This is a genomic window from Rheinheimera mangrovi, from assembly GCF_003990335.1.
Taxonomy (GTDB): Bacteria; Pseudomonadota; Gammaproteobacteria; order Enterobacterales; family Alteromonadaceae; genus Pararheinheimera; species Pararheinheimera mangrovi.
The window spans coordinates 3,190,898-3,206,865 of record NZ_CP034683.1; the positions used below are offsets into that span (position 1 = coordinate 3,190,898).

Sequence of the window (15,968 nt, forward strand, 5' to 3'; positions counted from 1 at the left end):
ATGGCTGCTCAGATGGAGTTTTGGTTGTATTTATATTTCCCGCAATTGCAGCTGGATAAATTGCTGTTGCAACACGCCACAACTCAGGCACTGGACAAAGATCAGCTGGATTTAACAGCCCCTCTGGCGATAGTAGGCGCTGACCATCAGCTGCTGCAATTGAATACTGCGGCCCGACAGGCCGGTTTAACTTTGGGCATGGGCTTGGCCTCTGCTGCGGCGTTATGCCATCAATTGCAGCTGGTGCCGCATCAGGCGGAGCAGGAACAACAACAATTAGAGCAGCTGGCTCAGCTGTTGTATCAATACTGCGCCGATATAGCGCTGCAGCCTGATTCAGGTTTGTTATTAAAATTAAGCCCTATGCTGGCCTTGTATGGTGGTGCTCTGCAGTTTTGGCAACAACTACAACAAGTGCTGCAACAAGCGGGTTATCAGTATCATTTTGCTACAGCGCAGCAACCTTTAGTGGCGCGTTTACTGGCACAACAAGGCTGGGATCAATTTTTGCTGCAAAGCGATAAAATTCAGCAGCAACTCAAGGCTTTACCACTGCAACAGGCCCAATTACCGGACAAGCTACAGGAGCAATTACAGCGCCTTGGCCTGATCCGGCTTGGCGATCTGTTAACCATCCCGCAGGCCGAACTGGTACGGCGTTTTGGTGTGGACATGCTGCAGTATTTACAACAGCTAACCGGAGCAAAACCTGCGCTGTTGCAATTTATTCAGCCCGCAGAACAGTTTGAACAACAACTGGAACTGCTGTACGAAATGGAGCGCAGCGACCAGCTATTGGGCCCTTTACAGCACTTGTTTGGCCTGCTGCAGCTGTATTTACAACAAAGGGATCAACTGGCCTATCAGCTGGAGTTGTGTTTATTACAGCGGCAAGAGCAGCAACAACAGCTGCAATTGCATTCAGCTCAGGGCGAATATCAAAGCAAAGAATGGCTGAAGCTCTGCGCCTTGCAGTTGGAGCGCTTAAAGCTGAAAAAGCCCGTGATCCAGCTACAACTGACTCTCAAGCGCGCCGGGCCGCGTTACGCTCAGTATAAAACCCTGTTTGCCGGCAAACAGCAGCTGTATTCGGCCCTGCAGCTGGTGTCTTTATTGCAGGCCCGTCTGGGGAAAGAGCAGGTAAAAAGCCCTTGTCTGCACAATGATCTGCTGCCTGAGCAGGCCAGTGGATATGCCGCAGCTTTAGAACCACAAACCGCTATTGCAGGCCACTTAGCCGCGATACGACCAGCCTTTTTAGTCAACCCGCCTCTGGCTGTGGACGCTGATCAGCAACAGCAGTTGCAGCTGCATTGTGGCCCGGAGCGCTTAAGCAGTGGCTGGTGGCAACAGCAGAGCCAACACCGCGACTATTACGTCGGCCAGAATGCCCAAGGCCAGTGGTTATGGCTATACCGTGATTTGCAGCAGCCAGAGCAACTGTATCTGCAGGGGTATTTCAGCTGATGAAAAGCCAAAACTCAACCACACGCAGTGACTACTCTGAGCTAGTTTGCCAAAGCCACTTCTCCTTCCTGCAAGGCGCATCCAGTCCGGCTGAATTGGTACAACAAGCAGCAGCTTTAGGGTATCAGGCGCTGGCCATTACCGATGAATGCTCGCTGGCAGGCGTAGTACGCGCTCACCAGCACATTAAAGAAAAACAGCTACCACTAAAGCTGATTATTGGCTCTTTATTGGTACTGAACCCACAGCTACGGCTGGTGTTGCTTTGTCCGGATAAAAGCGCGTATAGCGAGTTATGCCGCATTATTACTCAGGCCAGACGTCGCGCCGACAAAGGCTCGTACCAGCTGGCCGAATGGGATATTCAGCGTATTCAGCAGTGCCAGATCCTCTGGCTGCCCAGCGGCGATCAACAAACCGATCTGTACTGGGGCCACTGGTTAATTCAGCACCATGCGGACAAGTTATGGCTTGGCGCCAGCCGCAAGTTACAAAGCCAGGACCAGTTTTATCTGCCTTATTGCCAGCAACTGGCAGAGCAGCTGCAACTGCCCTGCTGCGCCATAGGTGAAGTGCTGATACATCAGGCCAGCCGTTTGCCGTTACAACATGCCTTAAGCGCAATTAAAGCGGGCAAAGCTGTGCCTGATATGGCGCGGCAGCTGTTAAGTAACGCCGAACAAAGCTTAAGGCCTATTAAAAAATTGCAGCAATTATTTCCGCCAGAGCTTTTAGACAATAGCCAAAAACTGGCTGATGTATGTAGCTTTTCTTTGGATGAATTAAGTTATCAGTACCCCGCTGAACTGGTGCCAGCAGGCAAAACCGCGATGCAGCATTTACGGGATTTGGTCAAACTGGGCGAGGCACAACGTTTCCCTGAAGGGGTGCCGGCAGATATTCAGCAGACCATTCACAAAGAGCTGGATTTAATAGAGCAGCTCAATTACCCCTATTACTTTTTAACTATTCATGACTTGGTGGTATTTGCGCAGCAGCAGCAGATCTTGTATCAGGGCCGTGGCTCGGCGGCGAATTCAGTGGTCTGTTATTGCCTGGCTATTACTGCTGTGGATCCCCGCCAGATCAATGTACTGATCGAACGTTTTATCTCGAAAGAACGGGCTGAACCTCCTGATATAGATGTTGATTTTGAGCATGAACGCCGCGAAGAAGTGATCCAGTATATTTACCAGAAATATGGCCGTGAGCGCGCAGCCCTGGCCGCTACTGTGATTTGTTATCGCTTTAAAAGTGCCTTTCGCGATATCAGTAAAGCTTTGGGTTTTGAGCTGCATCAGGTGGAGTTTTTCTTAAAAAACCTGCACAGGCGGGATAAAAGCCAGCACTGGAGCAGCCAGCTGACTCAGCTTGGGCTGGATCCTCAGGCGAAAAAAGCTCAGCTACTGGTGCAACTGGTACAGCAACTGGTGGGCATGCCACGGCATTTATCACAGCATGTCGGAGGTTTTGTGATATCTCAGGGGCCTTTGTACGAACTGGTGCCAGTGGAAAATGCAGCTATGGCCGATCGCACTGTGATCCAGTGGGATAAAGATGATCTGGAATCATTAAAGCTGTTAAAAGTAGATGTGTTGGCTTTGGGTATGTTAAGCGCTATCCGTAAAACTTTTGATTTAGTCAGGCGTTACCAGAACACCGACTTAAGCATAGCGGCCATTACCAAAGCAGGTGACGATCCCAAGGTGTATGAAGCCATTCAAAAAGCCGACACTGTAGGTTTATTTCAGATTGAATCACGGGCCCAGATGTCGATGCTGCCACGACTGCGCCCTGCAAGTTATTACGATTTGGTGATCCAGATAGCCATAGTGCGGCCCGGCCCTATTCAGGGCGATATGGTGCATCCGTATTTAAAACGCCGTCATGGCGAAGAAGCTGTGTCCTACCCTTCTGCTGCAGTTAAGCAAGTGCTGGAACGTACTTTAGGTGTGCCGATTTTTCAGGAGCAAGTGATTAAACTGGCGATGGTCGCGGCAGGTTTTAGTGGCGGTGAAGCCGATCAGCTGCGCCGTGCTATGGCCAGCTGGAAAAAAACCGGTGAGCTGATCCAATTTAAACAAAAACTGATCGATGGCATGTTAAGCCGGGGCTATCAACAAGAATTTGCCGAACGTATTTACCAGCAAATTTGTGGTTTTGGTGAATATGGTTTTCCTGAATCACATTCGGCCAGTTTTGCCGTGCTGGCTTATGTCTCGGCGTATTTAAAACAGTATTACCCTGTGGCTTTTTATGTCGCCTTACTCAACAGCCAGCCTATGGGCTTTTATGCGCCGAGCCAGCTGATCCAGGATGCACGGCAGCATAATATGGAGGTACTGCCGGTGTGTGTGAATCAGTCGGATTGGGACCATCTGATGGTGCCCGCCAGCAGCGGCACTGGTTTTGCGATCCGCCTTGGGCTCCGGCTAGTGAAAGGTTTAACGCAACAAGGGGCAGTGATGTTACTCAAGCACAGACCACAAGGGGGTTATCTCCAGTTGGCTGCAGTGGCGCAGTCTGGTGTCAGCGATGGCGATTTAACAGCCCTTGCCAGTGCCAATGCCTTACAACAGCTATCAGGGCAACGCTATCAGGCGCGCTGGCAGTTGTTGGACCAACAGCATAAGTTGCCTTTACTGGCGGCCGAACCTTACCAGACTCAGTATCAGCTGCCTTTGCCTTCCGAACTGGCGGAAGTGGTGGAAGATTATCAAAGTACAGGGCTGAGCCTGCGGACTCATCCGGTGCAGTTATTAAAACAGCAAGGCGTGCTGGGTAAATTTGCGCAGGCAGCTGAGCTTCCTACACTGAACCATAAGTCGGTGGTGACTGTAATAGGATTAGTCACAGCGAGGCAAAGCCCTGGCACGGCATCAGGTGTGACTTTTATCACACTGGAAGATGGCACAGGTTTTAGCAATTTAGTGGTTTGGTCGGCTACAGCTTCGGCACAGCGTCAGGCCTATTTAAAATCTAAGCTGATGAAGGTTAACGGTATTCTGGAGAAAAAAGACGGGGTGATCCATATTATCGCCGGACGTTTAACCGACCTGACGCCCTTGTTAGGATCACTCAGATCTTACTCCAGAGAATTCCATTAAACTCATGAAAACTAAAGAATACAAAGATGTGGATACCCAAAAGCAATAAAAAAAACAGACCCTATAGGGTGAAAAAAACCGGCATCAAAGATGAAAATATCGACCGGCAAATTTTGGTGCTGCATCAGGCAATAGCAAACAAATTACTGGCTGAGCCCGATTTACTCGAACAGGTCAAAGCCAAACTGGAAGAGCGGCGCGACAACGGCCAGCTGGGGTATGGTGCTTATATGTATTGGGTGTCTGTGTTAGAACTGTATGCTGAACCAGAACAGTTTTGTGCAGGCATCACAGAAGACAGCCCTTATTTACGTAAGCTGCGCCGCCGCACGCCTTTTGTCGGCATATTAACGGAGCAGGAACGGCAACACGCCTTGCTACAGAATGCTATTGCAGAGCTGGACGAAATTCCGGGGGATTTTTAACAAGTCCTGAGGAACACCTTGCCAAATCAGCGACTTGCACAGACAATCAATCATCGCTTTTTTAAATGGTGTGTTATGCACGATCAACCTCTGTTGCACAAACTGCGCTCTCGTCTGGCTCACCAGCTCGACCCTGTATTGTATTCAGGTAAAGGCATGTCGCCACTGAATATAGTCATAGCTGTTGTGATACTGGCTGGTATTGTGCTGGCCATTATTCAAACCGAACCCAGTATACGTCAGGGCCACGAACATTGGTTCCGAGCCACTGAACTGGCTTTGGGCTCACTGTTTTTGCTGGAGTATCTGGCAAGACTCTGGACTTGCATTGAAAATGACTCGATAAAAAGTCGTTGGCAGCATTTCTTTTCCTTTTTTGCTTTGGCCGACTTGCTGGCGATCTTTGTAGCCTTTTCGCTGTATCTGGGCAATGGCGGCGTGATTTTACGTCTGGTGTTATTAATACGAGTGGTGCGCCTGGCACGACTTGGCCGATTTTCCACAGCACTGGAATGCATAGCGGAAGCTGTGCGCAGCCGTACTTATGAACTGCTGGTCAGTGGTATTTTTGGTCTGATTATTCTTCTGTTTGCCGCGACCTGCCTGTATTTAGTGGAAGGGGATATTCAACCCGAAGCTTTTGGTTCTATCCCTCGTGCCACCTGGTGGGCCATCGCCACTTTAACTACTGTAGGTTATGGCGACGTCTACCCTATCACTGTATTTGGCCGCATTCTGGCGGGGATCACTGCAGTCACTGGGATTTGTATGATTGCAGTACCCACAGGTATTTTGGCGTCCGCTTTTAGTGACGCCATCAAAGAAGCCAAAGAAAAACACCGCCGTCTGCCTAAGGTATTGGAGAAAGAGCTTTAGCTACGCAGGAAGGTTATTTTTGCAAATGCACCAGCAAGTCCAGTAAATCATCGACAACTAAATCAGCTTGCTCAGCGTAAATATGGTTATCGCCGTAACGGTATAAGCAGCAATAGGAACCGGCGTTCCGGGCTGTCTGGATATCAAACAGGTAGTCACCGACATACAGCATTTCATTAGGCTGCACACCTAAACGTTCGGCTATCAGCCACAAGCCTTCGGGCTGAGGTTTTGCCGGCGCATCGTCGCGGGTCAGCACCAAATCAATAGGGATATTCAGCGCCTGTACACAAAGCTCTGTGGCCTGACGCATATTGCGGGTCAAAATCGCCATAGGCATTTGTCTGTGATTGAGCTGCTGCAGCAAGAGATCCGCATTGGGCATCCAACTGGCTTTACGTGCGCCTTCCAGTTCAAAGTCGACAATAATCTGCGCCGCCTGTTGTTTTTCTATAGCGCAGCTTAAACTGGCCAAATGCTCGAGGATTAGCGTTTGTTCAGGCCAGCCTAAACGGCGTCGCAGCTCGCTAAAATCAAGCTGCGAATCAACTAATGTGCCGTCTAAATCAAAGACGACTGCTTTAATTCTTTGTAGAAAATCAGCCATGCTGCTGGCCTGTGTGCGCCAGTTCACCTCTGTGTAGTTGGTCATGCACTCCGTGATCGTGCTCAAGGTACTGTGGCATCAAAGAACCTATCAACATACCGGCAATACTGGCCAGTAAACCGGCGAACTGAGCGGGCACATAAGGGTCTTCCGGGCCTAAAAAGATAATACCCAGCCAAGTGCTGACACCAAAAGTGATTGCCATTAAAGCGCCCTGATTGGTGGCTTTACGCCAGTACACACCAAAAGCCAGCGGCACAAAAGCAGCCACTAAAGTCACCTGATAGGCATCTTCTACCATACCAAAAATGGTGGATTCGCTGTTCAGTGCGTAGGTTAAAGTGCAGCCAGCAAAAACTAAAGTCACAGCCTGCATCAGCCGTAACAACTGTTTATCCTGCAGCGGAGGCAACAGAGGTTTCAGAATGTTTTCGGCAAAAGACACCGAAGGCGCCAGCAAGGTGGCTGAAGCACAGCCCTTAATGGCAGATAACAAAGCACCAAAAAAGATCACCTGGGCAATCAATGGCATATGTTGTAACACCAACTGCGGCAAAATCATCTGCGAATCGGACGCCATCAGGTTTTTCACCATATCAGGTGCCACTATAGTGGCAGCATAACCAATAAAAAGCGGAATAAATGCAAACAGGAAATACAAAGAACCACCAAGGATGGAGCCCCAGACCGCAATTTTTTCCGACTTCGCTGATTGCACCCGTTGGAACACATCCTGCTGTGGCATAGAACCCAACATCATGGTGCAGGCTGCTGCCATAAAAGCGATGATGGCTTTCAGATCAGCTTCTGGCCAAAACTCCAGTTTGCCCGCAGCTGCCGCGTGGTTGACCACAACGGACACACCACCAACCATATCCGACACTTCGCCGCCTATGTATAAAAGCCCAAGCACTATGACGATCATCTGCACCAAGTCGGTAATAGCCACAGCCCACATACCGCCAAACAGGGTATAAATCAGAATACTGCCAGCACCAATCCACATACCAGCCGTCATGCTGATCGCACCGTCCGACACTACATTAAACACCAGACCCAAAGCTGTTAACTGAGCGCCGACCCAGCCCAGATAGGACAAGACTATGGCTAAAGTGGTCAGAACCTCCACAGCACGGCCATAACGTCTTTTATAAAAGTCACCTATGGTCAGCAGTTTCATCCGGTACAAAGGCGCGGCAAAAAATACCCCAACCAGAATTAAGCAAAGCGCAGCGCCAAAAGGATCGGCCACTATGTCGCGTAAATTACCGTCGATAAAAGTAGCGGGAATACCCAATACAGCTTCGCTGCCAAACCAGGTGGCAAAGACTGTAGCAGTCACCATATAAAAAGGCAGATGCCGGCCTGCGACAGCAAAATCGCGGGTGTTTTTTACTCTCAGAGCAGCCCATAAACCTAGCGCTACAGAAAACACCCAATAACAAATGACTAAGGTTAATAACATAAGGTGTAGGCCCTTCTTACCCGGCACTAAAATTGGCGCTACTTTAACCAATCAATCTATTGAAATACAGCAAAAATCTACCGTTTTAGCTGAAGTTTTTTCACCTTTTTACCCAGTCCAAACCGGCGCCCATGGATACTGGCTAAAAGCTTCGCTAAACCATTGCAGCGCCTTGCCTTGCCCTTGTTTTTGCCAGGCCAGATACAACATGGATTTATCCCGCGGAATGCTGGTTTTTTTGGCAATTAACAGCCCTCTTGCCAGCTCATCCCGGATCAAATGTTTAGGTAAAAAACCCACCCCTAAGCCCTGCACCTGAGCTGCAATTTTGGCTTGCATCGAGCTAACTCTGAGTACCCGCCGGGTGGTAAATAAACCTGTACTGCGTTTAGGTGCGTCTAAAGCTGAGTCTGAAACCACTATGGCGGTTTCCTGCTCTACATCAGCTAAATCAATCTGCCTGTTGATATTGGCCAGTTCATGCAGAGGTGATAAAGCAAATACAAACTCTACTTCGCCTATAGGTACCAGTTCGTATTTACCCTTGGGCATATCAGCCGAGACCCCTACCGCAATTTGCGCCCGCCCTGTTTCTAATGCTTCCCAGCCGCCGCCCAAAACTTCTTCGCGCATGCTCACTTCGGTCATTTTGCCAAGCGCCATAAACTCATTGATTAAACTCAGTACAGGCGGATACGGCACTATGCTGTCTTTGGCAATCACAAACTGAGTTTCCCAACCGGTATCTACTTGCTTAATTGCATCCTGCAACCGGCTGGCTGCCTGCAATAACTCACGGCCCTGCTGCAATAACAGCTGGCCTGCTGGTGTCAGCTGTGCTTTTTGTTTAGAACGATCAAACAGCTGCACATCCAAATCCGCCTCTAGTTTGGCTATGGTATAGCTTAAGGCGGAAGGCACTTTATATAAGTGTTCAGCGGCTGCGGCAAAACTGCCCTTACGGTCGATAGCGTCCATGGCGCGTAAAGCGTCCAGTGTCAGAATAGGATGATTGGCCATAAAAACCTTAGTGTGGATCCTTTACGGATTGATGTTCAAATATTTTGAATATTGAGCTCAGTTTATTCCGCTTTTTTAAAAATGCAAGTCGCACTAAAGTACACACATCGGAACTGACAAGCGGTATAAAGCAGTCTGACAACACAAATTAATGGTCAATTTATTTAAAGGTGAATATCATGAACAAAGCAACTTTACAGAAAATTTTTGGTACTAACGCAGGTTTTGGCGCTTTAGCTTTACGAGTTCCAGTAGGTATTATTTTTGCTGCACACGGTGCTCAGAAATTATTTGGCTGGTTTGGTGGCTACGGCTTAGAAGGCACTGGCGGTTGGATGGAAAGCATAGGCCTGGCTCCGGGCGTATTGATGGCGTTTTTAGCTGGTGCAGCGGAGTTTTTTGGTGGTCTGGCCTTGGTATTTGGTGTACTGACCCGCCCTGCCGCTGTGACTTTAATTATCGCCATGTTAGTGGCCATTTTTAAAGTGCACTTCGCCAACGGTTTCTTTATGAGCACCAACGGCTACGAATTTGCATTAGCCCTGTTAGCGGCCAGCGTATCTCTGCTGCTGAGCGGTGCAGGTAAAGCGTCAATCGACGCCATTATCGCGAAGAAACTGAACTAATAATCCACTCAAAGAGACTCTCTCTGCCACAGAGAGAGTCTGCCGGAGTATAAAAATGATTGAATTAAGACGCTCTGCCGACCGCGGCGTAGCCGCTTTCGGTTGGTTAAAAAGCAAGCACACCTTCTCTTTTGGCCGTTATTACGACCCTGCTCATATGGGGTTCTCAGCGCTTCGAGTAATTAACGATGACGAAGTCGATGCAGCAGCAGGTTTTGATACACATGGTCACCAGGACATGGAAATCATCAGCTATGTGCTGGAAGGCCAAATTGCTCACAGAGATTCAGCCGGTAATGTGAAAACTTTACCAGCAGGTGAATTCCAGTTGATGAGCGCAGGTAAAGGCATTTATCACAGCGAATTTAACGCCAGTGATAAAGACAACCTAAAGTTTTTGCAGATCTGGATCCAGCCGAACCAATTTGGCGGTGTACCGGGTTATCAGCAAAAGGACTTTAAAGCTGAACCAGGCTTAACTTTGGTGATATCACCGGATGGTCGTGACGGCACCTTGCAGATCAAACAGGACGCCTATTTATCGCAACTGTTGTTAAGTGAACATGATGTGATTGAGTTGCCTGTGACTGCCAAACGCAATTTCTACCTGCATTTAATTACAGGTGAATTAGAGTTAAACGGCACCCCAATGCAACCAGGTGATGGCGCAAAGATCAGTAAACAAACTGAACTGAAAGCCTTAGCCACTCGAGGCCCGGTCAAAGCTATATGGTTTGATTTGCCTTAATAAAAAGGGAGCATGGTGCTCCCTTTTGCTTTCTTTAGATTGCTCAGCTGAATGCCAAACGAGCTTAATCCCTTTTATTCAGCTTATTTAAAGTGGCAGATAAGCTATTAAGTAATGACTGATTTTTCCCTACCACCGAGTTAATTTCACTGGCAGAAGCACTGGCTTTAGACGCCAGATGCCGCACTTCATCGGCGACCACAGAAAATCCCCGACCAGCCTCACCCGCCCGTGCGGCTTCAATAGCAGCATTAAGCGCTAGCAAGTTGGTTTGATCGGCAATCGCATTAATAGAGGACACCATATTGTTGATACTCTGGCCTGAACTCACCAGTTCAGACATCACAGAATCACTGGTTTGCACCACCAGCAAACGCTCCGAAATATCAGAGCCAAACATAATGATTTTCTGCAATTCACCATAGGTATCTCTAACGGCACAAAAGGTCGCTGCAATACCCAATTGTTTACCATTCACCTGAATATGAATATCCGTCACCACACTCTGCCCTGCAATGACTTTAGCAGCCTGGTCCTGATTTAAAAAACTGCGCCAATCGGTCACAGCACGGCAGAACTGCTCGTTGTTAAGTTTAAATTGTCGCTGGGGGTAATCATTTATTTCAACCAGTTGCCCTGCATTATTCCACTCCAGCATCAAATTTGACTGGCTGATCGCCTGAAAACGGGTCTGATATTCCAAAGCTGAAGATTTCACTTTGCTGATATCGGCTAAAATCGCAATGTAATTGCTGTGTTGACCCTGTTCATCGTACACCGGGTTACTGGTGACAGAAATCCATAAGGACGAGCCATCTTTACGATGAATTTCAATTTCATCATAAAAAGCCCTAGGAGCATTTAATTCAGCTTCAATACGCTCTTTAGTCACAGGATCTGTTTTAGGCCCGACCAGAAATTCGCGCGCAATATGTCCCAATACCTCATGCTGTGCATAACCCGTCATTTGACTAAAGCCTTTATTCACATATTGTATTTGGCGTTCAGAATTGGATATCAATACTGCATTGTCGGTTTCGTTGGCCACCATAGACAGCAGGCGGAACTCTTTTTTCTGCTCTACTTCATGGCTGATATCGTTGGCAAACTTCACAATTTTCAGCACTTTGCCATCCGGTCCTTTGATTGGGTTATAGGTTGCATGGATCCAGACTTCTTTGCCACTTTTAGTAAACCTTTTGTATTCTGCGGTCTGATACTGTCCTTCTCTTAAGCGTCGCCAGAAATCGGCATAACTACCTGAGGCCGCTTCTTTTGGGTCGACAAAAATACGGTGATACTGCCCTGTTACTTCTTTTAAGTTATATCCCATTAAATTCAGAAAGTTAGCATTGGCAAATAAGATTTTTCCCTCCAAATCAAATTCAATTACAGCCTGAGCTCGGTGAATAGCCTGCAACTGAGATTCAAAATTGGCATGCTTTGCCACTTGCTCCGTCACGTCGGAGGCAAACTTAATCACCTTTTGTACTTTGCCATTTTTGATAATGGGTGTGTACGACGCCTGGATCCAGACTTCTTTACCACTTTTAGCAATACGTTTAAATTCAGCAGTTTGAGGCTTACCACTGCGTAAATCAGCCCAAAATTGCTGATAGGCCGCAGAATTGGCTGTGCCAGGCTCAACAAAAATACTGTGGTGCTTCCCTTGAACTTCCTGCAATTGATAACCCATCAAATTGAGGAAATTTTCGTTGGCATGTTCGATACGTCCATCCAGTGAAAACTGAATAACAGCCTGAGTTGTATTAATGGCGTTGACGATGTTGTCCGAATTTGAATTTAAACCAAACATAACCAAACACTCCGTTGCTGCACATGTAACTTGAATTGGCACTTTGTTAACTATAGGCAGGTGATTGATTTAGTACAAAAAAAGCCAATATTTTATTTTTAGGTCAGACTATTCCATCACATACAGCCTCTGGCCTGAAAGGCGCAGCATAGTGGTCAAACGCAAGCCATGAAGAGCAGCATATCGCCTGCTGGTGTTTTTACATCTTTACATCCGCTGAATGATTAGGTGTTTTTTTGTGCAACCCAATCCGCATTCATATTTGGAACAGAGCTTTATGCACCAGCAAAGTTTAACCCTCCTCCACAAATGTAAACAGAATCAAATTTATCATTTTGTTGACTTTGTCCCTTTTGTCCTGTAAGTTATTTCTAAATTACTCGCCTGACAAAGCAAGGTAATACTGTACAGCCAAGCTGGGTTTAAACCTTGTTGCTGTTTACATTCGAGTGGTTACTTCACAGCGAGGACTTGTTGCATGTTGAACAGCATTTTTCAATTGATGAAGCAGAAGCCATTAGCTGCCCCAACCTCTCCGGCTGAACTCTTTTACCAGGCAGTGCAAAAGCAAGTTCCTTTAATTGTGTTTGACCCTCAGGGTTTTATATTGGAAGCAAACGATTTGTTTCTTTCAGTCGTTGGTTACAGAGCAGAGGAAGTGATAGGTCAACATCATAAAATGTTCTGCGATATGCACTATGTGAAAAGCAACGACTATATAAAATTCTGGCAGGACCTTGCTAAAGGCATCCCACAGTCAAAAACCTTCATTCGCTATAAAAATGGCGGTTCAGCTATAGCGCTGGAAGCAACATACTTCCCCGTAATAGACAACGGCAGAGTTGTACGCATCATAAAATTTGCCAGTGATGTAACAGAGAAAACGGCTCAACTTAAAGATCAGGAAGCGATTATTCTCGCACTAAATAAATCACTAGCCGTTATAGAGTTTGAATCAAACGGCACTATCATCACAGCCAATGATAATTTTCTCCACTGTGTTGGATATAGCCTGCCACAAATTCAAGGAAAGCATCACAAGTTGTTTTGTAATGCAGATTTTTATCAAAAAAATCCTAACTTCTGGGCTGAATTGAGTAAAGGCCAATTTAAGTCGGGCCGTTTTGAGCGGGTGAATGCTGCAGGAAAATCTATTTGGCTGGAAGCGACCTATAATCCGATTTATGGCGAAAATGGCAAAATTGTAAAAATCATCAAATTTGCATCCGACATCACGCTTGCTGTGCACAACGAACATGCCACAGAAAACGCAGCGGCTCTGGCTTTAAGCTCGTCGCTGGAGACTGTAAAGGTAGTATCTGCCAGCAAAGAGCAAATGCATTCTTTAGTAAACAACTCCACACAAATAGCTTCGGAGATCACAGACGCTACAGAGCAGATAGCCAATCTGAACGAAGAATCTAAACAAATATCCGCTATTGTGACGACCATTCAGGCTATTGCAGATCAAACCAACTTACTGGCATTAAATGCGGCTATTGAAGCGGCAAGAGCTGGTGAGTATGGCCGAGGATTTGCCGTGGTGGCTGACGAAGTGCGTAATCTTGCATCACGCACCAGCAGTTCAACCCGGGAAATTGAATCCGTTGTGGCGCGGAATAGAGATCTAACGTCCCAAGCTATGCAAAAAATGAATAATGTCAGCACTTTTGCAGCCCATGGAGCTGCTCTTGTTGAACAAGTGTATAACTCACAGAACGTGATCGAGCAGGTGGCTAACTCAGTGACCAACAGCATTGCAGCGCTTGCACATACAAGTACACACTAAACGCAAAAATCAGCCGCATCAAGGCACAAAATTCAACCTCGAATCCAGGGCAATCAAGCTATTGAATTGTGCAAAACAGGCCGCTAAAGTGTCGGCCTCAGTCTGATCCCCTTTGTGGCACTTTGCATGAATTTCTCGTCCTACCGTTATTTTTATATGGCCGCCTTAGCTGCAGCCATGATGGGTACCATTGGGGTTATTGCCCGCTATAGTGCTGTTGACCCGGCCAGCCTGACCTTTTATCGTTTAGGTTTAGGCGCTTTGATTCTGGCGTTGTATTTAACATTCACAGGACAACTGCGGTTATTAGCGGGCAAACCTGTTGTGTTGGTACTGCTGAACGGTATCTTGCTGGCCAGTTTTATCTTGTGTTTCCTATCCGCTATTCAGACTATTTCGCTGACGCTGGCTATTTTGCTGGTCTATCTGGCACCTGCCTTGTCGGCTATTATTGCCCATTTCCTGTTTGCCGAACGTTTAACCAGCACAACCTTATTGTTGATTGTACTGGCATTTTTCGGCTTTGCTATGCTGCAGGAGTTCCAGATCGACAGCCGTATTGAACAACAGCAAGGGCTTTGGTATGCGCTTGCGTCTTTAATCACTTACACCGCTTTTATTCTACTGAACAAAAAAGTGCCAGAGACTGTGCCTTTGTACCACAAAAGCTTTTATCAGCTACTGGTGGGTTCTTTGTGTGTTTTGCCTTTGATGATGAATCAACCCTGGCCAGAAGCTGATCAATGGGTGTGGTTGCTCGTTGCAGGCTTGTTTCCCGGGTTTTTAGCTCTGATATTTGCCCTGCAAGCTATCCAACATTTACCAACCAGGGTCTTTGGTACTTTGGCTTATTTAGAACCTGTAGTGGTCATTATTGCGGCCTGGCTGCTATTTGCCGAACCTATGTCTTTGCTGCAATCGCTGGGCGCTGCACTGATCCTGGCTTGTGGTGTAGCTCAGGCTTGGTTGAGCCACACTCCACAGCAAAGCTGAGATTTAATTAACAACTTCCAACGATACTCTGTTACGTATAATCACGTCTTCGCCGGGACTAAAGAGGTTGGTATTGTGTAAATACAACTCCAGTTTCATACCTGGCGTAATACGTAAAGGTCGCTCCAGCACATAACGTTTAGTGCAGGGCAAACTCAGTAATAGCTCTTCCTGAAGCTTTAATTCCAATTGACAATGGATCCCTGCGGGTATGACGCCTGTCATGCTATAAGCAATCAAATCGCTTTGCGTTGCAGGCCATTGTGGCTGAAAGGGCAAACGGCTGCGCTGCCCGGCGATCAGCAGCTTTTCTGTAGTCCAGGTGAGGTCTTGTGGTGCCGGCAACACCACAAAAGGAAAACTAAGCATCAGAGCACAATAAAGCTTCATTCTTTGCTCACCTGGTTAATCAGCTGAATTAGCCACCTTGCTGGATCAAACTAAACTGCAATTCGGCTTGTTTTAAATCGCGCTGTAACTGACCTTGCATCTGATTTAACTGACGCAAGTCTTGCAGTAAATTACGATTTTCATCCAGCAGATTTTGTTTCTGCTGCTTATCTTTCAGCACACTCAATTCTCTGGTGTTGTCATCAATACGCTGTTCCAGCTTTTCTATAGTACCGGCATTTTGCTCTAAGGTTTTTTGTAAATTCAGTAAAGCAGATTCAGCCTGATACCACTTACGACCTCGGTCATAACCTAGCCTGAACGTAGGTTCCAGAGCGCCGGTACAGACTTTATTATAAGCACCACCACTTTGCCCCAACTCGCGACCTGCATCATATGTACAGTACAACAACACACCTTCGGCATGGCCTTGCTCGTAGGCTTTAAAATCAGAACCTAAACCATGTTCAGCACATTCTTTTTGATAGCTACGAAATTTGCTGCTGGCAATACCTTGTTGACCATCAGTTTTACCTATAGCAAACCAATCACCCACCTCACATTCCTGTGGACTGATGCTGCTACAACCGTTAAGCGTCAACACAGCTATCAGTAAAACACCTTGCTTCATAACACCTA

The 15,968-nt window shown here is 47.1% G+C and carries 14 protein-coding genes and 1 pseudogene; 8 read left to right on the forward strand and 7 right to left on the reverse strand.

All coding sequences use genetic code 11. The features are described 5' to 3' along the window. The 4 genes from EK374_RS14395 (at window position 1) to EK374_RS14410 (ending at window position 5,875) form a co-directional block, all read left to right on the forward strand. The gene (locus EK374_RS14395; RefSeq protein WP_127025015.1) at window positions 1-1,467 is read left to right on the forward strand and encodes a Y-family DNA polymerase; all 1,467 of its coding nucleotides are present in this window, start codon (window positions 1-3) and stop codon (window positions 1,465-1,467) included. Beyond that, window positions 1,467-4,574, forward strand: coding sequence for an error-prone DNA polymerase (locus EK374_RS14400; protein ID WP_127025018.1), 3,108 nt, complete (start codon window positions 1,467-1,469; stop codon window positions 4,572-4,574). The genes EK374_RS14395 and EK374_RS14400 overlap by 1 nt, the downstream gene beginning before the upstream one ends. Before the next feature lie 26 nt (window positions 4,575-4,600). After that, a complete protein-coding gene (locus EK374_RS14405; protein WP_127025021.1) occupies window positions 4,601-4,999 on the forward strand; it encodes a hypothetical protein in 399 nt (132 codons plus the stop codon). A gap of 75 nt (window positions 5,000-5,074) precedes the next feature. Continuing rightward, window positions 5,075-5,875: an ion transporter gene (locus EK374_RS14410; RefSeq protein ID WP_127025024.1), complete on the forward strand. Its 801-nt coding sequence runs from the start codon at window positions 5,075-5,077 to the stop codon at window positions 5,873-5,875. A 13-nt stretch (window positions 5,876-5,888) separates the two neighbouring features. Here EK374_RS14410 and EK374_RS14415 read toward each other — a convergent pair whose 3' ends face one another. The 3 genes from EK374_RS14415 to EK374_RS14425 form a co-directional block, all read right to left on the reverse strand. Next, window positions 5,889-6,482, reverse strand: a complete 594-nt coding sequence (locus EK374_RS14415; RefSeq protein WP_127026561.1) for an HAD family hydrolase — start codon at window positions 6,480-6,482, stop codon at window positions 5,889-5,891. Next, a complete protein-coding gene (locus EK374_RS14420) occupies window positions 6,475-7,947 on the reverse strand; it encodes a sodium:solute symporter family protein (RefSeq protein WP_127025027.1) in 1,473 nt (490 codons plus the stop codon). Before EK374_RS14420 ends, EK374_RS14415 begins: the two co-directional genes overlap by 8 nt. A gap of 108 nt (window positions 7,948-8,055) precedes the next feature. Continuing rightward, the gene (locus tag EK374_RS14425) at window positions 8,056-8,967 is read right to left on the reverse strand and encodes a LysR family transcriptional regulator (RefSeq protein WP_127025030.1); all 912 of its coding nucleotides are present in this window, start codon (window positions 8,965-8,967) and stop codon (window positions 8,056-8,058) included. 179 nt (window positions 8,968-9,146) lie between these two features. Between EK374_RS14425 and EK374_RS14430 the strand changes: the two genes are divergently transcribed. After that, window positions 9,147-9,593, forward strand: coding sequence for a DoxX family protein (locus EK374_RS14430; protein ID WP_127025033.1), 447 nt, complete (start codon window positions 9,147-9,149; stop codon window positions 9,591-9,593). A 55-nt stretch (window positions 9,594-9,648) separates the two neighbouring features. Then, entirely contained in the window at window positions 9,649-10,341 is a 693-nt protein-coding gene (locus EK374_RS14435) for a pirin family protein (protein WP_127025036.1), read from the forward strand. Window positions 10,342-10,405: 64 nt separating this feature from the next. Here EK374_RS14435 and EK374_RS21150 read toward each other — a convergent pair whose 3' ends face one another. Beyond that, window positions 10,406-10,999: a methyl-accepting chemotaxis protein gene (locus EK374_RS21150; RefSeq protein WP_164731951.1), complete on the reverse strand. Its 594-nt coding sequence runs from the start codon at window positions 10,997-10,999 to the stop codon at window positions 10,406-10,408. A 63-nt stretch (window positions 11,000-11,062) separates the two neighbouring features. Continuing rightward, window positions 11,063-12,157, reverse strand: a pseudogene (locus EK374_RS21155) (PAS domain S-box protein); the annotation flags it as partial. A 478-nt stretch (window positions 12,158-12,635) separates the two neighbouring features. Between EK374_RS21155 and EK374_RS21080 the strand changes: the two are divergent. Together EK374_RS21080 and EK374_RS14460 are read left to right on the forward strand one after the other, a co-directional pair. Next, window positions 12,636-13,946 carry a methyl-accepting chemotaxis protein gene (locus EK374_RS21080; RefSeq protein WP_127025039.1) on the forward strand — a complete coding sequence of 437 codons (1,311 nt, stop codon included), beginning with the start codon at window positions 12,636-12,638 and terminating at the stop codon, window positions 13,944-13,946. A gap of 126 nt (window positions 13,947-14,072) precedes the next feature. Continuing rightward, window positions 14,073-14,939 (forward strand): DMT family transporter, encoded by an 867-nt coding sequence (locus tag EK374_RS14460; RefSeq protein ID WP_127025042.1) that lies wholly within the window; start codon window positions 14,073-14,075, stop codon window positions 14,937-14,939. Window positions 14,940-14,942: 3 nt separating this feature from the next. Here the strand turns inward: EK374_RS14460 and EK374_RS14465 are convergent, their stop codons facing one another. Beyond that, a complete protein-coding gene (locus EK374_RS14465; RefSeq protein ID WP_127025045.1) occupies window positions 14,943-15,329 on the reverse strand; it encodes a hypothetical protein in 387 nt (128 codons plus the stop codon). A gap of 28 nt (window positions 15,330-15,357) precedes the next feature. Then, a complete protein-coding gene (locus tag EK374_RS14470; RefSeq protein ID WP_127025047.1) occupies window positions 15,358-15,960 on the reverse strand; it encodes a DUF2799 domain-containing protein in 603 nt (200 codons plus the stop codon). Window positions 15,961-15,968 lie beyond the last annotated feature (8 nt).